24 protein-coding genes and 1 tRNA gene are annotated in these 23,854 nt (G+C 53.9%); 13 read left to right on the top strand and 12 right to left on the bottom strand.

The features are described 5' to 3' along the window. Positions 1–15: 15 nt before the first annotated feature. The 7 genes from hpnC to P3B99_006815 all read left to right on the top strand — a co-directional run bounded on the left by hpnC (position 16) and on the right by P3B99_006815 (position 6,556). Positions 16–876 carry a squalene synthase HpnC gene (gene hpnC / locus P3B99_006845; protein ID WYJ06924.1) on the top strand — a complete coding sequence of 287 codons (861 nt, stop codon included), beginning with the start codon at positions 16–18 and terminating at the stop codon, positions 874–876. Between the two features lies 1 nt (position 877). Continuing rightward, the gene (locus P3B99_006840; protein WYJ06923.1) at positions 878–3,010 is read left to right on the top strand and encodes a squalene/phytoene synthase family protein; all 2,133 of its coding nucleotides are present in this window, start codon (positions 878–880) and stop codon (positions 3,008–3,010) included. 2 nt (positions 3,011–3,012) lie between these two features. Next, the gene (locus P3B99_006835) at positions 3,013–3,696 is read left to right on the top strand and encodes a hypothetical protein (GenBank protein ID WYJ06922.1); all 684 of its coding nucleotides are present in this window, start codon (positions 3,013–3,015) and stop codon (positions 3,694–3,696) included. 95 nt (positions 3,697–3,791) lie between these two features. Next, positions 3,792–3,866, top strand: a tRNA-Asn gene (locus tag P3B99_006830). 258 nt (positions 3,867–4,124) lie between these two features. After that, on the top strand, positions 4,125–4,436 hold the full coding sequence (locus tag P3B99_006825) for a hypothetical protein (protein WYJ06921.1): 312 nt from the start codon (positions 4,125–4,127) through the stop codon (positions 4,434–4,436). Positions 4,437–4,524: 88 nt separating this feature from the next. Further along, positions 4,525–5,886 carry a DUF2157 domain-containing protein gene (locus P3B99_006820; protein WYJ06920.1) on the top strand — a complete coding sequence of 454 codons (1,362 nt, stop codon included), beginning with the start codon at positions 4,525–4,527 and terminating at the stop codon, positions 5,884–5,886. Then, on the top strand, positions 5,876–6,556 hold the full coding sequence (locus P3B99_006815; protein ID WYJ06919.1) for a hypothetical protein: 681 nt from the start codon (positions 5,876–5,878) through the stop codon (positions 6,554–6,556). Before P3B99_006820 ends, P3B99_006815 begins: the two co-directional genes overlap by 11 nt. 203 nt (positions 6,557–6,759) lie before the next feature. Here the strand turns inward: P3B99_006815 and P3B99_006810 are convergent, their stop codons facing one another. The 8 genes from P3B99_006810 to P3B99_006775 all read right to left on the bottom strand — a co-directional run bounded on the left by P3B99_006810 (position 6,760) and on the right by P3B99_006775 (position 14,835). Next, complete coding sequence (locus tag P3B99_006810) at positions 6,760–8,028, bottom strand: hypothetical protein (protein ID WYJ06918.1); 1,269 nt, start codon at positions 8,026–8,028, stop codon at positions 6,760–6,762. After that, positions 8,025–8,720, bottom strand: a complete 696-nt coding sequence (locus P3B99_006805; protein WYJ06917.1) for an acylneuraminate cytidylyltransferase family protein — start codon at positions 8,718–8,720, stop codon at positions 8,025–8,027. The genes P3B99_006810 and P3B99_006805 overlap by 4 nt, the downstream gene beginning before the upstream one ends. A gap of 1 nt (position 8,721) precedes the next feature. Then, positions 8,722–9,768: a sugar phosphate nucleotidyltransferase gene (locus P3B99_006800; GenBank protein WYJ06916.1), complete on the bottom strand. Its 1,047-nt coding sequence runs from the start codon at positions 9,766–9,768 to the stop codon at positions 8,722–8,724. Further along, a complete protein-coding gene (neuC, locus tag P3B99_006795) occupies positions 9,765–10,913 on the bottom strand; it encodes a UDP-N-acetylglucosamine 2-epimerase (GenBank protein ID WYJ06915.1) in 1,149 nt (382 codons plus the stop codon). Before neuC ends, P3B99_006800 begins: the two co-directional genes overlap by 4 nt. Next, on the bottom strand, positions 10,910–11,902 hold the full coding sequence (gene neuB / locus P3B99_006790) for an N-acetylneuraminate synthase (GenBank protein ID WYJ06914.1): 993 nt from the start codon (positions 11,900–11,902) through the stop codon (positions 10,910–10,912). The genes neuC and neuB overlap by 4 nt, the downstream gene beginning before the upstream one ends. Further along, a complete protein-coding gene (locus tag P3B99_006785; GenBank protein ID WYJ06913.1) occupies positions 11,899–12,477 on the bottom strand; it encodes a NeuD/PglB/VioB family sugar acetyltransferase in 579 nt (192 codons plus the stop codon). Before P3B99_006785 ends, neuB begins: the two co-directional genes overlap by 4 nt. Before the next feature lie 3 nt (positions 12,478–12,480). Continuing rightward, positions 12,481–13,473, bottom strand: coding sequence for an NAD-dependent 4,6-dehydratase LegB (locus P3B99_006780; protein WYJ06912.1), 993 nt, complete (start codon positions 13,471–13,473; stop codon positions 12,481–12,483). A gap of 198 nt (positions 13,474–13,671) precedes the next feature. Then, positions 13,672–14,835 (bottom strand): Coenzyme F420 hydrogenase/dehydrogenase, beta subunit C-terminal domain, encoded by a 1,164-nt coding sequence (locus P3B99_006775; GenBank protein WYJ06911.1) that lies wholly within the window; start codon positions 14,833–14,835, stop codon positions 13,672–13,674. Positions 14,836–15,021: 186 nt separating this feature from the next. Between P3B99_006775 and P3B99_006770 the strand changes: the two genes are divergently transcribed. Continuing rightward, entirely contained in the window at positions 15,022–16,542 is a 1,521-nt protein-coding gene (locus P3B99_006770) for an oligosaccharide flippase family protein (protein WYJ06910.1), read from the top strand. A 12-nt stretch (positions 16,543–16,554) separates the two neighbouring features. Here P3B99_006770 and P3B99_006765 read toward each other — a convergent pair whose 3' ends face one another. Genes P3B99_006765 through P3B99_006750 form a run of 4 tightly spaced genes read right to left on the bottom strand, consistent with a single transcriptional unit; the run spans position 16,555 to position 20,108 of the window. Further along, entirely contained in the window at positions 16,555–17,691 is a 1,137-nt protein-coding gene (locus P3B99_006765; protein WYJ06909.1) for a polysaccharide pyruvyl transferase family protein, read from the bottom strand. A gap of 18 nt (positions 17,692–17,709) precedes the next feature. Beyond that, on the bottom strand, positions 17,710–18,603 hold the full coding sequence (locus P3B99_006760; GenBank protein WYJ06908.1) for a pyridoxal-phosphate dependent enzyme: 894 nt from the start codon (positions 18,601–18,603) through the stop codon (positions 17,710–17,712). Positions 18,604–18,613: 10 nt separating this feature from the next. Continuing rightward, positions 18,614–19,093, bottom strand: coding sequence for a hypothetical protein (locus P3B99_006755; GenBank protein ID WYJ06907.1), 480 nt, complete (start codon positions 19,091–19,093; stop codon positions 18,614–18,616). Position 19,094: 1 nt separating this feature from the next. Beyond that, a complete protein-coding gene (locus tag P3B99_006750; GenBank protein WYJ06906.1) occupies positions 19,095–20,108 on the bottom strand; it encodes an ATP-grasp domain-containing protein in 1,014 nt (337 codons plus the stop codon). A gap of 133 nt (positions 20,109–20,241) precedes the next feature. On the opposite strand from P3B99_006750, the gene P3B99_006745 reads away from it, so the two are divergent. The 5 genes from P3B99_006745 to P3B99_006725 all read left to right on the top strand — a co-directional run bounded on the left by P3B99_006745 (position 20,242) and on the right by P3B99_006725 (position 23,852). After that, positions 20,242–20,874, top strand: a complete 633-nt coding sequence (locus tag P3B99_006745; protein WYJ06905.1) for a sugar transferase — start codon at positions 20,242–20,244, stop codon at positions 20,872–20,874. A gap of 70 nt (positions 20,875–20,944) precedes the next feature. Beyond that, entirely contained in the window at positions 20,945–21,175 is a 231-nt protein-coding gene (locus P3B99_006740; GenBank protein WYJ06904.1) for an acyl carrier protein, read from the top strand. After that, complete coding sequence (locus P3B99_006735; GenBank protein WYJ06903.1) at positions 21,168–22,391, top strand: AMP-binding protein; 1,224 nt, start codon at positions 21,168–21,170, stop codon at positions 22,389–22,391. Before P3B99_006740 ends, P3B99_006735 begins: the two co-directional genes overlap by 8 nt. Continuing rightward, the gene (locus P3B99_006730) at positions 22,388–23,113 is read left to right on the top strand and encodes an SDR family oxidoreductase (GenBank protein ID WYJ06902.1); all 726 of its coding nucleotides are present in this window, start codon (positions 22,388–22,390) and stop codon (positions 23,111–23,113) included. The genes P3B99_006735 and P3B99_006730 overlap by 4 nt, the downstream gene beginning before the upstream one ends. 19 nt (positions 23,114–23,132) lie before the next feature. Then, positions 23,133–23,852, top strand: coding sequence for an exosortase-associated EpsI family protein (locus tag P3B99_006725; GenBank protein ID WYJ06901.1), 720 nt, complete (start codon positions 23,133–23,135; stop codon positions 23,850–23,852). The last annotated feature ends 2 nt before the right edge of the window (positions 23,853–23,854 follow it).

The raw sequence follows: 23,854 nt of genomic DNA, 5'->3' as shown, positions 1-23,854 counted from the left end.
AATACCTTAACGCAAATGCCACAAGTTCCGAATTTAGAGGAGTCGTACCGCAAGTGTCGGGAGCTCGCAGACAGCCACTACGAGAATTTTCCCGTCGCAAAAATGGTGCCGAAGAAAATCCGCCCGCACGTCGCAGCAATCTACGCGTTCGCCCGCACCGCCGACGACATCGCCGACGAAGAGCACGAATCAATCGCAGCAGACGACCCCGTAAGAATTGAAAATCTCGAAAAATTCGAAGCCCAGCTCGACGCCGCCCCCGACGCGCTCGACCCCAAGTGGAGCTGGATATTCGCGGCGGTCGCCGACACCGTGCGGAAATTCGGCATTCCCGTACAGCTTCTGCGCGACCTCGTGAGCGCGTTCAAGCAGGACGTCGTGAAAAAACGCTACGCCGACTTCCCCGAACTCCTCGACTACTGCCGCCGCAGCGCAAACCCCGTCGGACGCCTCGTGCTCATTCTGCACGGAATCCGCAACGACGAGCTATTCGGATACTCCGACGACATCTGCTCGGCGCTGCAACTTGCGAACTTCTGGCAGGACATGTCGGTGGACCGCGCAAAAAACAGAATCTACGTTCCGCAGTCCGACTGGCGCGGCGCGGAAGAAGCCGAAATCTTCGCAGACTCCGCAAGCGCGCGCGTGAAGGACATCGTGAAATTCGAATGCGAAAGGACGGAAAAAATGTTCAAGTCGGGCGAGCGGCTCATCAAACACCTGCCGTTCCCGCTGAGCCTCGAAATAAAAATCACGGTGGAGGGCGGACGCGCGATTCTCAAAAAAATAGCGTCGCAAAACTACGACACGCTCTCGAAACGCCCGTCGCTCAACGCCGCCGACAAGGTCAAACTTTTAATGTCCGCACTCTTTTAAAATGGACGCCGAAAACTCCGAAAGCGCGTACCACGTGCGCGAGCGCAAAAAATCGAACCTCGCATTCGCGTTTTTCTGCATGGAAAAAGACCGCGCGCGCGACATGGAAACATTCTACGCCTTCTGCCGCCTCATGGACGACATCGCCGACGAAGAGGTGCGCCCCAAAGACGAGCGCAGGAAAATCCTCGGCGACTGGAAGCGCGAAATAGACGCCGCGTACGACTCCGACGCCCCAATCTCCCCGCTCGGCGAGGAAATGAGGTCGCTCGTGCGCCGCAGAAACATTCCGCGCCAGTACGTGCTCGACATCATCGACGGCGTCCTGCGCGACACCTACGACGACCCTTTCGAAACTTTCGAAGACGTGCGCAAATACTGCTACGGCGTGGCGTCGGCAGTGGGGCTTGTGTCGATATACATCTTCGGCTTCAAAAACGAACGAACAAAGGAGTTCGCCGAATCGCTCGGCTACGCGCTGCAATTTACGAACATTCTCCGCGACGTGCTCGACGACATCGCCTCGCACGGGCGCGTCTACATTCCGGCAAGCGAAATGGAGGCGTTCGGAGTCTCGCGCGCCGACCTGCTCGAACGCCCGCATGCCGACAACTGCCGGCGGCTTTTCGCGTTCATGTACTTCCGCGCAAAACACTTTTTCAACAAGTCGCGCAGACTGCTGCAAGCGGAGGACAAACGCGCCCTCGCGCCCGCGCTCGTCATGTGGGCAATCTACGAGGAAATATTGGAAACCATCAAAAAACGCGGATTCCTGCTTGCGAGGGAAACGCTGAAAATCTCCAAACCGCGGAAAATCGCGCTCGCGCTCGGCGCAATAAGACGCTCGAAACAGCCCGAACCGGCGGGCAAAAAGTGCGGGCGCGCAATCGTCGCGGGCGCGGGTGTCGCGGGAATCGGCGCGGCGTTGCGGCTCGCGCTCGAAGGCTTCGACGTATCGCTGTACGAGGCAAAATCGCATATCGGCGGCAGATGCGCCGCGCTCGACTGGAACGGCAGCAGGCTCGACAACGCAAGCCACGCCGCAATGGGCTGCTACCTCAACTTCTTCGGCATACTCGACACCCTCGGCACGTCGGACTTCTTCGCGCCGACAAAATCGATGGAATTTCTCTTCGGCGGCGGCAAAAAAACGCTCGTCAAATTTCCCGACAAACGCGCAGGATTCCTTAAAAGAACGCTCGCGTGCCTCGCCTACGGAAAGCTCGACGGCATGCGCAAAAACCTCCCGCTTTTCGTCAAGCTCAAACTCGGTCTTGCAAACGCCCGCGACGGCGAAACCGCGCTCGCGTACCTCGAACGCATGAAAATCGGCGCGGAGGGAATCGCCAACTTCTGGGAGCCGTTCTGCGTGTCCGCGCTCAACACGCCGCTCGCCGAAACCGACGCAACGCTCATGCTCGACACCGCGAAAAAATCGGTGCTCGGCGGCGGAATCAACGGCGTGCTCTACCTGCCGCAAAAGCCGATTGCCGACGCGCTCGCGCCCGCCGCGCTCTACATTAAAGGCGTCGGCGGAAACGTCTTCACAAACGAAACCGTCGAAAAACTGCACTCCGACGGAAAGAGAATCGCGGGAATCTCGACAAACAAGTGCGACTTCGCCGCGTGCGACGTTTTCGTGTCCGCGCTCGGCTTTAAAACGCTCGCAAAACTTCTGCCCGAAAACTCCGCCGTAAAACGGCGGCTCTCGGACATCGCCGAAACCGACATCACAAACATATACTTCGAAACAAACCGCGAACTTCTCGACGGCGAATACGCGTGCCTCATAGGCTCGCCCCTCCACTGGATTTTCAGAAAGCCATCGAACGACGGACACGTCTACGGAATAACAATCAGCGCAAGCTCGGTCATGCCGACAAAAGCGGCGGCGGAAACACTGCTGAAAACGGAACTGAAAAAGTTTTTCGGGGAGGTCGAAATCTCCGCCGTCCTGCCGTCTACGTTCGTGGGAGCTACGATTTCCGCCGACACGAAAAGCGAGCGCGCCCGCCCGAAGGCATCGGATTTCTCCGACTTCGAAAACATGCGCGTCTGCGGCGACTGGGTTCAGTCGGGACTTCCGTGCACAATGGAATCGGCGGCGAAAAGCTCGCAAGACTTCGAGATATAGCCATGGAGAAATTTCTGATTGTATCGCCCACGGTTTTCGAGGCGGCGCCCGTGTTCGCGGCTCTCGGATACAAGGGAAAGCCGAAATTGGGCGCGGCGGCGACACGCGGAAACGTCTCCGCGCTCGCGTCGGGAGTCGGCTGCGCGGCGGCGGCCGAACGCGTGCGGGAAAAAATCGACGAACTCCGCCCGACACACGTAATACTCGCAGGCTTCTGCGGAGCGTGCCGCACGGATATGAAAAACGGCGACTTCATTTTCAAAACCGACGACGACACATTAAAAACGCTCGCCCGCAAATTCGGGGGCAGAGAGGCGGAAATCGTGACAGTCGGGAGAATCGCCGACACAAAACGCAAATTGGAACTCGGCGACAGCGGCTTCGCGGGAGTCGATATGGAGGGCACACTTTTCGAAAATGCGGCAAAGGAACGCGGCATAAAATTCTCGCACCTCCGCTGGGTGAGCGACTCGCTCGAATCGGACATACCGCCGTCATTTTTCCAGTCCATAATGAACATGGAAACGGGCGGACTCGAAATTTCGATATTGCGGACGGCGGCGGCATTGGCGAAGTCGCCAAAACTGCTGATAAAGCTCGTAAAATTCGGGCGGGAAATCGCGCCCGCAAAAAGACGCTACGAAAGCGACATCAAATCGTTGGTCGGCGCGTTGAGGGCGAGTTGAAATCGCGGCGATAAAAAAGCATAAAAAAAATAAAATTTTGCATTGACAAACCGTCGAAAAGAAAGAAACTACAAGGCATATATTTCAGTGATTGATGTTCAGTAGCTCAGCGGTAGAGCAGGTGACTGTTAATCACTTGGTCGTAGGTTCGATCCCTACCTGAACAGCCACTGAAAAGAGTCGCATTTCTTTTTTTAGAAGTGCGACTCTTTTTTTGCATATATTCGTTGCATTCCTCCCGCAACGCAGTTTACATTTTTAATCTCCGCCTCGGTAAAGGCGTGTATCTTATGAGACCTGTTTGCAACATACTTCTGTTTAGCTTGATATTTGCGTTGTCAGGGTGCGCATGCAGTCGGCTGGCGGTTTACGATTTCACAACAAGAGAACCTGTCGCAAACGCGTTCGTGTACGTTTACGAGCACAAAATGTTTTATCCGTTCAACGGCGCAAGTATCTACCTTACAGATGAACGGGGAAACGTTGACATTTCGGAATCATTAAAGGACGGGCAGGTTTCCGTTTTTGTCGGGAAAGACGGCTATGATTTAAATTTGTTTACGCGAAATTTCGAACGGCAAGAAACCCCACAATTATTCATTAAAAAAACCGCAACGCCGAAGATTAAAGAGCTACACGTTCGGAAGTCCCCCACCGCAAACGGAGGAAAAAACGATTTGCTCGACAATTTCTACGAATACTGCGCAAAACAAAAAATAGAACTCAAATGTAAATATTAGCACGCACCTCAATGTCCGAAAACAAAACATAGAGAGACAAAAATCGGCTTTTAATTGACATTCGGGGCGGCGGCGCGAATATGGGCGCATGTCATTCGAACGCGAGTTGCTAAAAAGAATTCCGCGCTACGAGGCCGACGGGCTGATTGACCGCGCGGCGGCGGAGAAACTGTCGGCGCATTTGCGGGCGTCGCTCGAAGGCAAAAAGCCCGTTTTCTTCAACGCCGTCTATTTCGCGGGCGCGATTCTTTTGATTGTTTCGTCCTGCCTGTTTGTCCAAAACATTTGGGACGAGCTGTCGGCCGGAATGCGGCTGTTGCTTGCGTTTGTTCCGCTTGTGATATCGGCGACATTCGGGGTTTGCGCGCTGTTGCTGCGTCTGCACCCGCTTTTGCGCGAGGCCGCCGCCGTCGCCAACATTCTCGCGGCTGGCGCGATGCTTTGCCTGATTGCAGCCATTCTGAATTTGGAGGGAAATTTCCGCGATTTCTCCGTTGCGATGATTTCCTTTGCTCTTCCGCTTGTTTTCATTTTCAACTCGCGGGCGGCGGCGGGAATCGCCGCCATTTGGTGCGCGGTGCTCGCAAATCCCTACTCGCGCGATGCTGGCGTTTTCGACGCCCTATTCACCTGCGCGTGCTTTGCCGCCGTCGGAATCCATGCGTTTCGGAATCGCGCCGAACCGAACGCGCTCAACGCCGTGTTGCGCCTGATTATATGCATATGCGTCCCCATTTTGGCGGGCGATGCGCTCGAAATTCTTGTTGTCGGAATGTGTCCGCCGGTCGCCTCGGAGGCACTGTCTGACATCGACCACTTCTACGCCGCCGTCCCGGTTGGAATCGGCGCGGCCATGCTTGCAGTCGGGGCGAAGTCGGGCGATTTCCGCTTCTTGAAAGTTCCGCATCTTTTCGTCGGGCTTTTGATAATGTGCGGGGCGATGTGCGTTTTGAATGCGCCGAACTCTTACGTCGGCGAGCACGCGATACTTTTGTATTCTCTTCCGCCGCTTGCCGACCTGTTCGGGCTTTCGGCGGCGGCTGGGTGCATTCTGGTCGGGGCGCTTGCGCTTGCAGTGCTCGCTTGGGGAGTTGCGACGTTCCGCGCGTTGGCGTCCGAAGAGAGGCTGACGGGCGCGGCGCTTGCGGGCTTCATCTTCCCGCTGTACGCTGCGGCGGGGCTTTTTTGCGGGAACAGATACATACCGTTCATGATTCTTTCAAACGCCGTGTTTTTCGCCGCCGCCGCGTCGCTCGCCTTTGCGGGAGTGCGGCGGGGGAGTTTTCTGTTGCTTAACGCGGGCGTGGCAATGATTGTCTGGCAGGGGATTCTCCGCGTGTCGGCAAGCGACGGCGGCATTCTGTTCCGCTCGGCGTTTTTCGGGCTTTGCGGGATTCTGTTGATAGGCGCGAACTACTTTTTGAAGAGGAGGCTCGACCGTGAAAACTAAACTTTTGGCGGCGGCATTCGCGGTGCTCGTGTGCGCCGAAGCGTTTGTGGGGCTTCGCACAATCGGCAAGGCTTCCGACATCGTGGAGACGGGGACGGAGCTTCGCCTCCCAATCAAACAGGTGAAAAAATCGGACTTCGAAAAGTTCGACCCGACGGAATTTTCGCCGAGAATCGAGCAGATTTCACTGCCGTACAAAACGGAAATTCCGATTGTCGAAATGCGCCTGCAACGCGGGCGCAAAGACAAGGACTTCCCGTTTAACATCGATTTTTTCGGCAAGCCCAAAGTGCGTGTCGCCGTTGCGTTCGAGCGCGGTTCTGACGGAATTGCCCGCGCGGTTTCGTATTCGGAAAAACCCGCAGGCGGCGCGTACCTCGACCTGACGCTTGAAAGCTGCAATTTTGTCCGCTACGAAAACAGCAAAAAGATTCCGCTGGAGCAGCCCGAATTGGAGTTCAAGCAACCGTTTTCGCGCATGGAATTTTCAAAAAAGCAGGCGGCGCGGATTGCAAAATACATCGGGGAGAAATACGGCGAATCGACGGACAAAAAATCCCGCAGAGACTACGCGGTATTGCGCGTAAAAAACGGACGCGCGATTACGGTAGACATCGAAGTAGACGGGGTATCGCTCAAAAAAATCGCGGCGGGAGAATCCGCCAAGTAGCCGCAAAAAAGCCCCCTTTTCGAAGGCTTAAACACCCGCAGCAACTTGGCATTTTCGGCGTTCGGACGTCCCGATTTCGGTCGGCAAACGCCCCGCGCGGCGGAATCAACGCGCCAACCGCGCCTGCTTTGTCGTCGCGGCGGCGGAGGCGGACTCCGCGTTTCGGAATCGCGCCGAACCAGTCCGCGGGCAGGCAAGCCGCGCTATTGCGGCCGCCATTCGAGGGTGAGTTTTTCGAGCAGTTTTGCGACCGCCGCGACGTTCTTTTCGCGGTCGAAGTCTTTCACCATTTTCTTGTAGTCGTCGACGACAACCCCGTAGCCGAGGCATTTGTAGAATTTGTCGAACTCGCGCTGCAATTCGGCGTGGTCTATTTTATAATTCAGAATGTCGCCAATCTTGAAATCGGGAGAGTACACGAACGCGCCGGGGAAGCGTTTATACCACGCCTGCCCGAACGTAAGCACGTTTCTGCCGCCCGTGAGAGCCTCCCAGCCCGCCGTGCCCGTGATTGTCGCGACGAATTTCGAGTTTGCGATAAGCTCGTAGGTGGACGTTTCGTTCGGAACGAGCTTTGTGTTTTTTAGCATTTTCAGACGCTGGAAGAAACAGCGTCCGCGCCTGAATTCGTCCTGATAGGGGTTCTCCTTGACGTACACAAACCAGCCTTCGGGCAGAAGCTCCGACACGCGCTCGATTGCCAGCATTTGGTCGCGGTAGACGCCGCCGAGCGAATCGGTCGTCATTTCGGGTTGGAGGTGGAGCGGGAAGTAGACGAAGTTCGCCTTCAAGTCTATGTCTTTCGAGACCGCCCGCGCCATGCGCCTGTGGTACATGAACGTGTACGGCAGTTTTATGAGGTTCACAACCGACATGTACAGGTGCCTTATCACGCGGATATTCTTGAAAATCCCCACGCGCAGGTAGTTTTTGCGCATGTAGAAAAGGTCCTTTTTGAACTTCTTTTCGATGGTGAAAGTGTCGTCGCCCATTTTCATCATGTGGGCGGGATCGCCGAGTTTCTCGACGGAATCGCAGTACATGACGCGGTTGGGGAAAAGCGTCTGGTGGAAGAGCACGTTTTTTACGCCCATCGCCTTTGCGATTGCGTAGAAGACGATGTCGGGGCCGATGTGCGGAATGTTGTCGAAGAAAATTGCGTCGGGCTTTTCGTCCTTGACGAGGTTGTAGAAATACTGGAAGTAGATGTTGAAATAGTCTACGTAGTCGTAGAATTTTTCGGGGCGCAGGTAAATCTGCTTGGGGCGGTTGCGACTTGCGAAATACTGCGGAAGGTATTTGTACGCCTCCTCGTAGACGCGCTTGTCGTAGGGCTTGTAGGAGTCGAGGGGAATCCTGCAATTATTCAGCGCGGAGCGGCTGCAAAAGCAATGCGAAACCTTGACGTTGCCGAGCTTTTCGACGGCTTCGGCAATTTCGTTGCTGAACCCCCAGAGAATTATGTTTTTCATTTTGTCCTGTTTTTTAAAATTGTTTCGGCGAGGGCGAAGTCGATTTCCGTGTCTATGTCGACCGACTCCTCCGCGGGCATTATGTACGCGTAGGAATCGAGCGAGAACAAATCGAGCTTCGGCTCCACGAATTTTGTCCAGACTATATACATCGCGCCGTTGATTGTATAGTATTTTTCTATTTTCTGGCGCGGTTTGTTTGCGTACTCCGAATTTACGAAGCCGCGCGTGGAGAGGTTTTCGGGGAGCGTGTTAATCCATTTGAGCGAGTGCGGGAACTCGGAAAGCCCCACGACCGCCTCTGCGCGTTTTTCGAAAAACAGCCCGAACGCTTCGCGGATATTCTCCGCCGTGCGCAGGGGCGAAGTGGGTTGCAGAAGCGCGACGATGTCGTAGCGCGTTTCGAGCTTCGAGAGCGTCTCAGCCACGACGCTCCACGACGACGCGCCGTCGGTTGACGTTTCAGCCGAGCGCAGAAACGGAACTTCCGCGCCGTATTCGCGCCCGATTTCCGCGTACTTTGGGCTGTCGGTCGAAAGCAGCACGGCGTCAAACGCGCCGCTTTCGCGGGCGGCTCGCACCGTGTGGGCGAGGAGCGGCACGCCGCAGAGCGGCTTGATGTTTTTGTCTTTCAGCCCCTTCGACCCGCTTCTTGCGGGAATGATTGCCGCTATTTTTTTCCCGTTTAGCATGTCAGAATTTTATATAGTTTATGTCGTTTTTCGCCTTGGAATAATTCTGCGCCGTGCCGATGTCGAGCCAGTAGCCGACAATCGGGAAGTACGAGACCTTGCCGCCGTTCTCGACGAGCTTTTCAATCATGTCGGTCGCGTTGTAGGGCGAATCGGGCGGAATGGAGTCTACGAGTTTTCTGCCGAACAGGTATATCCCCGCGTTCGAATAGTAGTTGTATGTGGGCTTTTCGGTAAAGCCGCGAATCATGTTCCCCGACGTTTCCAAAACGGCGTAGGGAATGTCCACTTTCATCGTGAACGCCGCAACGCTCATGTCGGCAAAGCTCTCCTTGTATTTTGCAAAGAAGTCCTCGAAGTCTATGTTCGTCAGAATGTCGGCGTTAATCACCAGAATGTCGTCGTTGCGGAACTCCTTTGCGAGCCTTACCGAGCCGATTGTGCCAAGCGGCGCGTCCTCCTCGATGAAGTCGATGTTCAAATCGGCGTACCTGTCGGTAAGGTAGTCTATAATCTGCCCCTTCAAGTGGTTTACGGAAATGTGGAAATTCTCCACGCCGTACGACGCCAGCCGCTCTATGTTGTGGGCGATAATCGGCTTGTCGCGCAGGGGAAGCATGGGCTTGGGAATGTCGTTCGTGTAGGGTTGCAGGCGGATTCCCCTGCCGCCCGCCATGATTACCGCGTCAACCGGCAGGCACGTGCGCTTGGCGTTGAGGTTGAGAATGCCCAGCAGTTTGCCGTCGGGCGAAACGTGCGGAATGAGGCGCAGGTTGAGAGCCTTGAACTCGCCGATTTTCTTGTAGTTGCGCTTGTCCAAAAGGTAGTGGAATTTTTTGTTCATCACGCCGTCTATGCTCGAGTCGAGCGTAGCCCCCGCCACGAGGTTGCGGCGAATGTCGCCGTCGGTCACGCTGCCGAGAACCCTGCCGTCGGGCGAGACCACAAACAGCACGAGCGGCATTCCGCCCGCGATTTTGTTCATCTTGCCGAGCGTCTCCAAAATTGTGGCGTTCGAGCCTACGAGGTGTGAGTCGAGTTCGTTCATAAGTCGAAAAATATTTTCTTTCCGCCGAGCTTCGGCGTTTCCGAAAGCAGTTTGTCGGCGATGAGTTTTGCCGTGGGTTTGCCGCCGTAGGGACTTTTGACTTTCGCAAGAACTGCGGCGAAGTCCGCGCTTAGAGCGGTGTCGAGAGCGCGGGAAATCGACGCGGCGTCGGGCTTGCAGTCTATGATTGAGGGCGTGCGCACGCGCCCGTCCTGCCTGCTGCCGACGTTCACCGTGGCGCGTTTGAAAGACGGCGCTTCTATTATCCCGCTCGACGAATTGCCCACAACCGCCGCGCAATATTTCATCATGCTTAGATAGTTCCGCGCGCCGAGGCTTCCGACGACTTTGATTTTGTCGGGATACTTTTTTGCGTAGCGCGAAAGCAGCGCATTGAGCCTGCGCGAACCTGTATCGGCGTTCGGATACGTGAAAAGCGACGTGTAGCCACCGCGCCCGACAAGCGCGTCGAGCAGCGCGCGCATCTGCGCCTCCTGCGAATCGGTTTCCGTGGTTATGGGGTGGAATGTCGCAAGAAACGTTTTCGACGCTTCGGCGACCCCCGCAACGCGCTCTATTTCGCGCTTCGAAAGCAGCGGAATTTTGCGGATATTCTCAACGCCCAAAGCTCCGACGTCGAATACGGTTTTCGGATTCTCGCCGAGCTGTATGATTCTTTTGCGGTACTGGGCGCAGGCAGCGAAATGCAGCGACGCCATTTTCGTAATCGCGTGCCTGAACGCGTCGTCGAACGCCCCGTATGTAAGCTCGCCGCCGTGAATGTGCGCAATCGGCACTCCGAGCGCGCAGCACGCGGCGGCAATCGAAAGAGACTCGTACCTGTCGCCCAAAATCACCGCGATGTCGGGCTTTATTTTCGAGACCGCGCGCCCGACTTTCGAAAGCGCGTTTGCCATGGTGTCGAGCACTCCGAATTTTGTGTCGCCCGCGCAAATGCGCACGCGGGCGGCGATTTCAACGCCGTCGCCCTCGATTTCGCGCACGGTGTACCCGTAGCTTTTTTCGAGGTGAGAACCTGTCGCAAGCACCGAAAGTTCGACGTTTTTTCTTGCGCGAAGCTCGAAAATCAGCCCCCTTAAAAGTCCGTATTCGGAGCGGGCGGCGGTAATGACGCAGATTTTCATAGGACAATCCGTTCGTTTTTTTCGAAGTCGCGCGGCGCGGGTTTCCCGACGACCGAATCCCACTTCATGGGCGAAATTCCCGTGGCGGGGCGTTTCGTCGCAAGGTTCGCGTCGCTAAAAAGCTCGCCCTTTTTGATGCGCCTTTTTGCGACGATTGACTTCCGCGCAACCGCCGCGTTCTTCGCCTCCACAGCCGACGGACGCTTTGCGCCGTCGCCCAGCGCCGCCGAAACGTTGCGGATTGACGACACCATCTGTTTCAGCTCGTCGGGTTCGAGGCTCGCCTTGTGGTCCGGCCCGTCCATTTCGCGCGAGAGCGTAAAATGCTTTTCGATAATCTCCGCCCCAAGCGCGACCGCCGCAACCGACACCTCTATTCCGCGCGTGTGGTCGGAATACCCAACGGGCAGGCGAAAGCGGCGCTTCATGGCAAGCATTGCGTTCAGATTCACGGCGTCGAAGGGGCACGGATATTCGGTCGTGCAGTGCAGGAGCGATATTTTGCAGTCGCGCAGAACTTTCAGCGCAGCCGAAATCTCCGAAAGAGTCGCCATTCCCGTCGAGAGAATTACCGCGCGCCCGAACGAATTTATCTTGCGCAAATACGGCAGGTTCGTGATTTCGCCCGACGGTATCTTGAAAATCGGCATGCCAAGCTTGCTGAGAAAATCCGCGCTGTCGCAGTCGAACGGCGACGACAGGAAAAGTATCCCGCGCTTTCGGCAGTAGGCTTTAAGCATGCGCGTGTCGGACTTCGAAAGTTCGAGCTTTTTGAGCATTTCGTACTGGCTCTCCGCGCGGTTTTTCGCGTTCCGCTTTTGGTAGTCAGCCTTGGGGGCGTCGGGCTCGACCAAGTCGGCGGCCTTGAAAGTCTGGAATTTCACGGCGTCGCAGCCGGCGTCCGCCGCGGCGTCGATAAGCCGCTTGGCAAGCTCCGCGCTTCCGTTGTGGTTTACGCCGGCCTCGGCTATGACAAACACCGCGCTCATTTTACGACGCTCCCCGCCTTGACGAACGTTTCGGGCGGCACAACCGCGCCGTTGGCGACAGTCGCGTTGCTGCCGACAAACGTCCCGCCGCCGATTTTCGCCGCGCCGTTTACGACGGCGGCAGTCGAAATGTGGCAGGTGTCGCCGACCTCCGCGTCGTGCTCGACAAGAGCCTTCGTGTTTATTATGCAGTTTGCGCCCACCCTCGCGCCAGCGTTCACAAACGCGTAGTGCATGACGATTGTGCCCGCGCCGATTTCGGCATAGCGCGAAACCCGCGCCAAGGGCGAAACTATCGTCGCCGACTTCAAGCCGAGCTCCCCAATGCGGGCGAAGAGTCTCGACCGCGCTTCGTGCGAGCGCACATGCCCCACGGTAATCAGAAACTCTACGTCTTTCCCGCAAAATTCGGGCAGCATTTCGTCGTGCCCGATTACGGGATAGCCCAAAACCGAAGACCCGACCTTTTCGGGAACATCAAACAACCCGACAATCCGATAGCCGCCGTTTGCCTCGATTACGTCAATGCACGACTTTGCATGCCCGCCCGCGCCGAAAAGAATCAGGTCTTTCATTCGTCAAATGTTGTAGATGTCCGCCTTGTATTTCGCGAGATTTTCGGGCTTCGAGAACCACTCGACGGTTTCGGCAAGCCCCTTGCGAATGTCGTATTTCGGCGAAAAATCCGTGAGCGATTTTATCTTCGCGTTGTCGCCCCAAAGCCTGTTGACCTCCGAATTTTTCGGGCGTATGCGCTTCGGGTCGCGGACTATTTCGGCGTTCGCGCCCATGATTTCGTTGATAACCGCGAAAGTGTCGGCAATGGAAATTTCGCAGTTGGTAGCGATGTTGACGACCTCGCCTATCGTGGAGTCAGCCTCGGCGATAGCGACGAAGCCCGCGCAGGTGTCCTTGACAAAGTTGAAGTCGCGCGTGGGAGTGGTGTCGCCAAGCTCTATTTGTTTGCGCCCCGACGCGAGCTGCGTGATAATCGACGGAATCACCGCGCGCGCCGACTGCCTCGGACCGTAGGCGTTGAACGGACGCGCCGTCGCAAGCGGCAACCCGAACGCCCTGTGGAAACTTTCGGCAATGCAGTCCGCGCCGATTTTCGTTGCGGAGTACGGCGACTGCGGCTGAATCGGGTGCTTTTCGTCAATCGGGACATACTTCGCCGTGCCGTAAACTTCGCTCGTGGAAGTGTGGACAACCTTGGAAACGCCGTTTTCGAGAGCCGCCTGACAGACATTGAGAGTGCCCTTAACGTTGGTATCGACATAGCTGTCGGGAGCGACGTAGGAATAGGGAATGGCGATGAGGGCGGCGAGGTGGAAAATCACATCGGCCTTTTCGGAAAATTTTTTGACGCAGTGGGCGTCGCGAATGTCGCCGCAAACGACCTCCACGTCTTTTTTGCAGTCAATGTCTTCGAGCCAGCCCCAGTTGTTGAAGGAGTTGTACTGCGAGAGCGCGCGGACATTTGCGCCGCGCTTTACGAGAAGCTCCACGAGGTGCGAGCCGATAAAGCCGTCCGCGCCCGTTACGAATACGTTTTTGGATTTTAAATTCATTTCCCGACGATGTAAATAAGTTCGACCACCCCGCGGACATTCGGACGAACGCGCGCGAGTATCATATACATCTCACATTACGCCGAATTGTCGAGCATTTTTTGGCGTCCCGCCCCGCCCCGAAAACGGGGAAAAATCCCGCGCAAGCCGCCAAACAATGCGAGTTAGGCGGCGGAAATTTCCGCCGCGCCCGACGCCCTACGCGCCGCGCCGCGCAATTCGGCAAATTGCGTTTTTCAAAAACAATATCCGCCGCTTCACAAAAACGATTGCCCTCTGCAATTTTGTGGGGCGCATTTTGGCGACAATCTTTTCGACAGCCGAAAAGCCCTCAGCTTCGTACAGATTCCAAAATTCGCCGCGCAACTTCGGGATTTTCGCCGAAACTTTCAGCGCGGGATTCCCCCGCAACGCCTTTTCGTAGGAGGTCTCGATTTTCTCGACGTCAAGCTCGCCGAAATACTTTTCGCCCTTTTCCGAATTTACAATAACCAAGCTAATGCCCTTGTCGTCGTCGAATTTTGGATAATAATTCCCCACGCCCCAAAAGTCGCCGAGAATGATGTCCGCGCCGCTCTTGCCCTCGCGGGCGGGGCACGCATGGCACGACGGCCGCAAGTACAGGTCTTTCAAAAATCCCTGCATGTAGGGGTTGTCGCGCATGGGCTGCCGAAACTCCGTTCCGTCCGCCGATTCAATGCTCACGGAATATTTCTTCCAGCCGGTCGATTTGTCCTTGAAACATATGCGCTTTACGGAGCGGACGGCGGAGATGTAGTCGCCAAAAACTTTCGGCGACGGCGCGCCGTGACAAACGACTTCTACCGCAAGCAAGTTTTCGTAGTCTTTGCCAAGAAATTTCTTCAAACCCGATATTTGACAGGGAGTGCCCGAAAACAGCACAAAACGCCCCGCTTTCAAGAAATCGGCGGCAAGCCTGAAAGAATTGCCGATGCGGCTTTGCACATACTTGCTCCCCGAAAACGCCCGCAACTGCTCTTCGGTTTCGGCATGGGAATGGCGGACATTCAAATTTTCGTCGAACGCCGCCCCGAAAACGGCGCCGCCCCGCGCGATTGCGTTTTTTGCAAGCAGCGGGAAAATTCCGCCCGAAGAGCTTGCCATGCGCTCGGGCAAAAGCTTCGACTTCGCCGCAAAAACGGAGCGCGGCAAAACGGGGTTCGCCTGATTTATCACGGGACAAACGCGCTCGCACAAACCGCAATTCACGCAGAGTTCGAGATTTACCTTCGGGTACAAAAAGCCCTCGCCGTCGGCGGAAAAATCAATGCAACGCCTCGGGCAAACCTGCCCGCAAGCCTCGCAACCGCAACAGTCCGACTTTGTTTTAGGGTTTACCATTGAAGATTAGAATGAAATTTTTTGGAGGTAAGTTCAACGCTAAAATACAATGATACAAAATGTCAACAATCTCCAATGCCGTTAAATGAAACGCAATGACGGAAAAAATTTTTACACTATGCGGCGCATTTCCGTTATCGCTTGACTTGCCAATCCTTGAAGAATTAATAGTAAGACTTTTCTACAATGAGCTTAAACCAAGTAAAAGCGGGAGCAATTCTAAACTATGCCATTATCTTTTTGCGCATAGCCGTTTATTTGCTCTACACGCCGTACATGTTGCGAATGCTCGGCAAAAGCGAGTTCGGTCTGTACTCGCTTGCGGTGTCAATCATGGCGTACCTCGAAATTCTCGACTTCGGGTTTTCCGACGCAATCGTGCGCTACACCGCAAAATATCGGGCGCAGGGCGACACCGAAAAGCAGTACAGACTCTTCGGCATGTTCTTTTCGATATACATCGTTTTAATGCTGATTGTGGTTGCGATTTGCGCGGCGATATACTTCAACCTGAATCTGTTTTTCTCGGAATCGCTGACGGGCGGGGAAATCGGCGAGCTGAAAATCATGATGCTCATCATAATGGTGAACCTCGCATTCGCGTTCCCGATGAGCATTTTCGGCGGAATCATAACAGCCTACGAAAATTTCGTGTTTTTGAAATCTGTTGTGATAGCGCGAACCATTTTGAACACGCTCGCGATTGTCGCAATGCTCCATTTGGGCTACAAGGCGGTTGCGATTCTGCTCATAACAACGATTTTCAACGTTTCGGTTTTCACACTGAATTACTTCTACTGCAAGCGTAAGATTAAAATCAGGCTGAAATTCGGCAAATTCGACACCGACTTACTGCGCGAAATCTTCATATTTTCGTTTTGGATATTCCTGAATTTGATAATGGACAGAATCTACTGGAATTCCGGCCCGTTCATTTTGGGAATATACGCAAGCGCCGCGGCGATAGCGGTCTTTGCTCTGGCAATCCAATTCCAGAACATGTACATGCAATTTTCGACGGCGATTTCGTCGGTTTTCCTTCCGAAAATCACGGCGCTCGTCGCGGTGGAAAACGACGAAAGAAAAATCTCGGACATTTTTATAAAAACGGGGCGCATACAGTTTGCGGTGCTCGCGTTCATAATGTCGGGCTTCGTCTGCTTCGGGCGGAATTTTATTGAGCTGTGGGTGGGAAACAGCTTCGATTCGGTTTACTACACGGCGCTGATATTCTTCTCCGCGCTGACGGTGCCACTCATACAAAATATCGGAATCACAATATTGCAGGCGCGAAACCAGATGAAATTCCGCTCGCTACTGTACCTTTGCATAGCAACGGCAAGCGTGTTTTTGCAGGCAATACTCACAAAGCACTACGGGGAAATCGGCTGCGCGTGGGCGATAGCCTCGGCGCTCGTCGTCGGGCAGGTTATAATCATGAACATATATTATTACAGGGTACAACATTTGGACATTCCCGCGTTTTGGAGGGAAATCGCAAAAATGTCGCTCTGCCCGATTTTTATTGTTTGCGGCACAATCTGTATTATGTCCAATTTTCGAATAGACTCGTGGACAGACTTGGGGGCGGCAATCGCGCTGTTCTCGTGCGTCTACATTCCCGCGTTCTATTTCACGAGCACCAACGCCTACGAGAAGTCGCTATTTTGCGGTATTTTTGAAAAACTGCTAAAATTTGTCCGCTAAATTTCGAAGAGACTACCCCAATGCGTTTTGCAGCAACGTTAGCGACATTTCCCGTTTTTCAGCCAAGATAGAATCCACCTTTTGCCAATCAATTTCGGCGTTTACGACGCTTTCAATTACATTTTGTTCGGCGGAATCCACAAAGCGCGATTCCAAGCCGAACATTCCCAAAATCGATTTTATCCTTGTTGCTCCGCGCCTCTTGTTGCCCAACACGCAAAACGGAGTATGAAAAAGTATGGAAAAAACAGTGCCATGGAACGAATCTGTGACAACAAACTTTGCATTGCGGATACCGTTCAGCCACTCTTCCACAGGAGGCAAAACGCAATCCTCCGCCTTTGATGACGAATCCGATATATTCCCTTTTGGAAGAATGGACAAGCGGGGCACTTTCAAATTTTGCGAAACCGCATTTACAACGGAATCCTTAAATTGCGTTTTATCCAAAACATATTCGAAGCAATACGGTTTTTCGGACGCCGAGCTTGAATACGAATCTGCAATTTCATCATAATCCGTTCTCGGCAAAAGCATTGTAGGGTCAAGAACCACTTTTGCATCTACCCCAAATTCGCGGCGGCAAATCTCGACGCCGGAATATTCGCGAACTGAGACAAAAGAAAATTTTTTCAGCAGCACTGCGTATTTGCGTTTGGCATAAGGAGGCAACTTCACATTATCATGTCCGAAAGACGCCGCATAGGAAATGCGTTTTATGTCGGATTTTAAAAATCCGAGAAAGTACGCATCATACGTTTTCCACGATATACGCCCCGGACGCCAAACTTGATCGCTTCCGACTACAAAAATATCGGCGGGTAAGTCAGACAGCTTTTGCGGATCATTATGTATTCGTATAAAATTAGTCGTTTTTATGTGTTTATCAATAAACGTTTCCAAATTATGATATGAAATTTTGCATCGTTCTTCCGGAAGCGCATGATATAAATTTTTCCCGTAAATCAAATTTGCCCGAACAACTCCGAACCAATGAATTATTTTCAAAAGAAATGGCGTGTCATTTTGAACAGCCCTTATCGTTATTGCATTATGCCCCATTTGTTCTATAGACTTACGCAGAGCATAAGCCTGCATAACTTCGCCGTAATTGGTTCCGATGGGTAGAGTTAAAATGTAAACGTTCATATAAAATTAATCAAAGCTTCACGCCATTATGTTTAAAATTCCGCCGGTGTGCCAGAAGAGGATTCGGGCTGCGGAAAGATTGTTTTCGGCAATATACCCGAACATTCCGTGGAGGGCTTTGCCCGAGTATGTGGTGTCGAAAAGTATTCCGGTTTCCATTGCGGCGGAAGCTACAAACGACTCCAATTCGGGCGGATATTTTTCGTACCCGCCGCAGGTGTATTTGTCGGTAAAAATTATTTTCGACGAATCGAAATCCGCGCCGCAATGTTCCGCCAACTTTTCCGAAAATTCCGAAATCACGCGCGTCCCGCGCTCCTTGTTTCGAGCCACGGAAATGCCGACAACTTTTGTATTTTTCCAGCCCGCTTTCTCCAAGCCGACGAAAATTCCCGCCTGTGTCGAGCCCGTGCCCGATGCGTGGAAGATATAGTCGGGCGCGGGGAAGCCCGACGACGCCAATTCGGCGACAGCCTTAACATATGCCATGCCGCCGCAAATATCGTGCCCTCCGCCGCGGACGTAATACGGCGAAAATCCGCGGGAACGGAAATCGAGCATTGCGTTGTCCATTGCCGACGAAATTTCGGACTCCCCGACAAACTCCGTTTCCGAGCCGCACAAGCGGACAACCAACGCGTTTCCTTTTTCGGATTCGAATCGCTCGCGCGTGCCGTGGTAGACGATTTTGCATCTCCAGCCTCGGCGAGCGCATAGAATCGCGATTGCGCGGCAGTGGTTCGACTGTATCCCGCCTGTCGTTATCAGCGCATTCGCGCCTTTTGCGAGTGCGTCCGATTCGTATTCCAGAGCTTTCCGAGCCTTGTTGCCGCCGCCGATTTCGGGGAAAAGGTCGTCGCGCACGATCTTAAAATCGAGCCCGCGAAATGAAATGTTGTCGACTTTAATCATGGCAGAATAATCACTTAAACGTCAGCTCCAAGTTCAAATCGTGTCTGTCGAGTTTGGGGTTGTAAGTCGGAGTCGAAATTTTATACCCCAAGTTTTTGTAGAACGACAAAAGTTTTTCGTTATTTTCAAGCCACGTCTTGGCGCGGATTCCCCGCATGCCAAGTCCCCTTATATATTTGACTGCCGCCATGTGGATTTTCAGCCCGATGAACGATGTTCTCGATTCCGGCTCGACCCACATAAACGGGGAAAAAGCGTACTCGAACGCGGCGTTTGCGTAGCCGACATACAAGGCGCAAATGCGGTCCGCCGAACGCGCTCCGACAAGAAACGAATCGGGAGAATCGACAATTTTTTCGGCATATGCGCCGAGTTCGACCCTCGTCGAAAGCGGCGGAAAGAAGTCGGAATCGGAACGGCGCAAAATCTCCGAAACGGCAGATTTCAACGACTGCGATTTTTCAAAAAACTCGGCTTCAAAATCCGCCACGTCAAAACGCCCTCACAAGTTTTTCGCACTTTGAATAAACTTCCCCGACCCTGAACGCGGAAAAACAGTCGGAAGATGCGGTTTCGCCGCCCGCCCATTGCAAGTATGCTTTCGGGACATTTCCGCCCGCCGAATGCGTAAACGGATACCCGCCGCCAAATCTCGGGTTCATTTCCAATACGACGGCGTTTTTGCCGTCGAAGAAAATGTCGCAATCCAAGTTGCCGATATGTCCGAGTTCGCCGCCGATTTTCGCCCCCAACGCCGACAGCTCCGGAATGCGGCAGGTTTCCGCAATGTCCGTTTCACCCGCGCGCATGCGGATTTTTCTTTTAACGAAAACCGCGGCATTTTTTCCGTTAAAGTCGTTTACAATGTCGAGCCCGTATTCGGGAAGCGAGAGCTTCGGCTGGATAATCACCGAAGTGTCGGAGGAGGGTTCTCCCGCATTTTTCAGAATCGTATCGTGCAACTTTTCCCGCACGTAATTGAACGAAGTTTCGAGTTGCCGCATGTTTTCCGCGCATTCGACCATGATTGAACCGCTACCCCAGCGCGGTTTTACAACGAACGGAAAGGAAATTTCGCCGCGTTCCAAAGCCGACTTCGCCGACTCTATCGACACATATGACGGCAATGTTCCGACGCCGATTGATTTTAGAAATTCGGCGGATTTCATTTTGTCGAAGCAAATATCGACTACGCGCGTAGAGCTTACGGCGGCAAAAGTCCCCACCGCGCTAAAATCCGCCGCATGGCGCGCAATCACGGGTAGGTCCAAATCATTGAGAGACACCAGCAAATCGACTCCGTTGTCCCTGCAAATACCGACGAGATGCGGGATATAATCGGACGAATTCGAGTACGGAACTACAAACGACGCATCGCATTCCGACAGTGCCGAAGCATAGCGGTTGGAATCGGCTCCGAAAACCGAACCGTTCCGACCAAGAGCTTCCTTGAAATAGGCGACAAGGTAATTCCGTCTGCCCACGCATGCCAGCAATACGTTCATTGTTATATATAAGCATTCCGCAAATTCCACTTCAAGAAAAAAGGCACTTTCCCAAACATTCTCCGGCCGCAAAATAGGCTCGACAAGCGCTTTGTTATGACTGATAACGCGCAATATCCACATTCGAATACATATGTACGAAAAATTTTTCAAACGCCCGATTGATTTTCTCGGCGCATTAATGCTGATAATGCTTTTGCTGCCCGTCTACATTGTGCTCTATATTTTGATAATAATATTTCTCGGCAGCCCCGCCATATTCAGGCAGGAACGTCCAGGGAAAGGCGGAAAAATATTCAGTGTCATGAAATTCCGCTCCATGACAAACGAGACAGACAAAGACGGAAACCTTCTGCCCGATGCGCAGCGCCTCACAAAATTCGGCTGGCTTTTGAGAAAATCAAGCCTCGATGAAATCCCGCAGCTATTCAACGTGCTTAAAGGCGACATGTCGTTCATAGGCCCGCGTCCGCTCCTTGTCAGATACCTTCCATATTACACAAAAGAGGAAATGCGAAGACACAATGTAAGGCCGGGGATAACCGGACTTGCCCAAGTCAACGGCAGAAACGCCATTTCATGGAAGGCAAAATTTGCATACGACATCGAATACGTCGATAACATCACGTTTTTAGGCGACGTAAAAATAGTGCTGAAAACAGTGCAAAAAGTCTTGAAACGCTCGGATATAATCGTAGGCGGAGGGGATTTTTTCGACGACGAACGCAAACGCGAAATCGAAAACGCGCGGGAAAAGTCAGAATAACCGAATATTCAAATTCAAACGGCGTTAAGTACATATTGACACATTCGCGTAAAAAAGGAAAATATTTCCCATGAAAATAGACAAGCTAAGAGACATTATACGCGGGGTTCTCGAAAATCAGGGAATCGAAGCAGACGTCCCGATTTCCGAAAACACGTCTCTGCGCGACGACCTCCACCTCGACTCGTTCGCGCTCGCCGAGCTTACAGTGAAAATCGAGGCGCAATTCGGAGTCGATGTTTTCGAAGACGGCATTGTCTACACCGTCGGGGAAATTCTCAAAAAGCTCCCCGATGAATAAGCCGTTTCTCCCCGACCTCCAAGCCCCCGTCTCGTACGCCGAACTGCTCGACGCGGCAAACCGCGCGGCCTCTGTTCGTCGGCGCATACAGTGCAAAAGCCTTTTCGAATTTTCGCGCGATTTGCTTGCGGCGCTCTCGCGCGGGGTGTCGGTCGAAATCGTCGATTCCGACATGTCGGAGGACGAGCTTGCCGCGCTTTCGCAAGCCGCTCCCGACGCCGAAATTCCCCTTTCGCCCGCCTCGTTCGGCTCGCTCGGCGGGCTGCTTGACGCCGCGGAAAATTCGGCGGCAACGCTCACGCTTTTCACGTCGGGCACGACGGGACGCCCCAAGAGCGTCTCGCACACAATGCGCTCAATTTCAAAGCGCATACGGGTGTCGCCCAAGCACGCGGGCGACGTGTGGGGCTTTGCGTACAATCCGTCGCACATGGCGGGCATTCAGGTTCTCTTGCAGGCGCTGGCAAACGGCAATCCGCTCGTCAATTTGTTCGGGCTGTCGGCGGAGGAAGTTGCGGGGAAAATCGCCCGCCACAAAATCACGCACATCTCGGCGACGCCCACTTTTTACCGCATGCTCGCGGGAGCTGGTGCGGAATTTCCGAACGTCGTCCGCGCGACTTTCGGCGGCGAGCGCGTTGACGAGCCGCTCTGCCGCAGGGTGGAAAAAATGTTTCCGTCGGCAAAAATCAACAACGTCTACGCTTCGACCGAAGCGGGCGCGCTCTTCGCGTGCGACGGCGACGCGTTTTCGATTCCGCCCGACATCGCGGACTCCGTGAAAATTTCCGACGGCGAAATCCTCCTGCGCCGCGACATTCTCGGAACGTCGGAAAGCTTTTCTTTCGACGCCGACGGCTTCTACCGCACGGGCGACAAAATAGAATGGGCGGACGCCGATAAGACAAAATTCAGAATCGTCGCGCGGGCAAACGGCATGGTGAACGTCGGGGGCTACAAGGTCAATCCCGCGGAGGTCGAAGCCGCGCTGCGCGGTGTGGAGGGAATCGCCGACGCCGCGGTGTTCGGTAAAAAAAATTCGGTTCTCGGCAACATTCTCTGCGCCGACATCGTCGCCGAGCGCGGAGCGGAAATCGACGAGCCGACGCTGCGGAAAAAACTTGCCGAATCATTGCAACAATTCAAAATTCCGCGAATCGTAAAATTCGTCGAAAAACTTGAAACCACGCGGACTGGAAAGGTAAAACGCGCATGAAAATTCTTCTAACGGGAGCGTCGAGGGGACTGGGGCTTAAAATTTGCGAAGTGCTGCTTGCGCGGGGCGACGAAGTTTTCGCCGTCAGCCGCAGGCAGTCGGACGCGCTGGAAAAACTCGGCGAACAATTCCCCGACAAACTCCGCTTCAAAAGCGCGGACCTCTCCGACGCCGACGCCGCTCGGCGCGCAATTTTCGCAGCCGACTTCGTCTCGCCCGAAACCGTCCTCGGCGCGTTCGTCAACAACGCCGCGACCGCCTACGACGACATCATCACAAACATGAACGCCGACAAGCTCCGCGCAATGTTCGAAGTCAACACGTTCGCGCCGATGATTCTTGCGAAATGCGCAATCCGCAACATGATTCTGCACGGAACGCGCGGAGCTATTGTCCACATTTCGTCGGTGAGCGTGCACACGGGCTACAAGGGACTTGCGATGTATGCGGCAAGCAAGGGCGCGTTGGAGGCGTTCTCGAAAAACACCGCAAGGGAATGGGGCGTCCGCGGGATACGCTCGAACGCGGTTGCGGCGGGCTTCATGCAGACCGACATGAGCGCGTCGCTAACGGAGGAGCAGCGGGCGAAAATCTACGCAAGAACGTCGCTCAAAAGCGCGACAAGCGCGGAGTCCGTGGCAAAGACGGTAGCCTACCTGCTCTCCGACGGCGCGGCGGCAATCACGGGGCAGACAATCAACGCCGACAACGGGACAATTTAAAGCACAAAATCACACAACCATGAAATATTTTTTGGGAATCATAACGCTGATTGCGGGAATACTCGGGGTATTCTTCGTGTCGGTGAAATTCGAAAGAAACACGCGCGATTTCGAGAAAAAACCCGACGGCTACCTCAAACTGACAATACCCGCGGAAATCGGACAAACGAAGTCGAAAGACCTTCCGCTCGGCAGCACGGAGGAAGTTGTAAGAGCCTCGGAACGCCTGCTCTCGGTAACGGAGTGGCTCAACCGCGAATACACGCTCCCCGACGGCAAAACATTCCAGCTCTACATTTCGTACTGGGCGCCGAACAAGCTCGACGTCCGCTACGCTTCGCTACACACACCCGACAGATGTTGGGTGGAAAACGGCTGGACAAACCTTCACGACAAAAAGAAGCACGACTACTTTCTGTCGGCAAAAAACGGCAAACTTTTCCCCGCCTACTACCGCGAATACGATTTCAAAACCGAGTTCAGCACCTACCACCGCAATGTGTGGTTTTGGTTTATCGTAGACGGCAAACGCTACGAATACGGGCAGGACGCTTTGATTTCGAATCCGATTTCCTACTTGGGGCACGCGTTCTCCGACGCGCTCGCAGGCTCGCCCGAACAGTTTTTTGTCAGAATAGACAGCGAATATCCCCTTGAAAATTTCATAAACAACAAAGACTTTCTCGAACTGCTGGACAAGCTGGGAACAATGGTTCTCTATCCAAAAAACAAGGAATAACA

This window comes from Opitutia bacterium KCR 482 (assembly GCA_029269845.2).
Classification (GTDB): domain Bacteria; phylum Verrucomicrobiota; class Verrucomicrobiia; order Opitutales; family Intestinicryptomonadaceae; genus Merdousia.
This window is presented reverse-complemented; position numbering and strand designations above follow the sequence as displayed.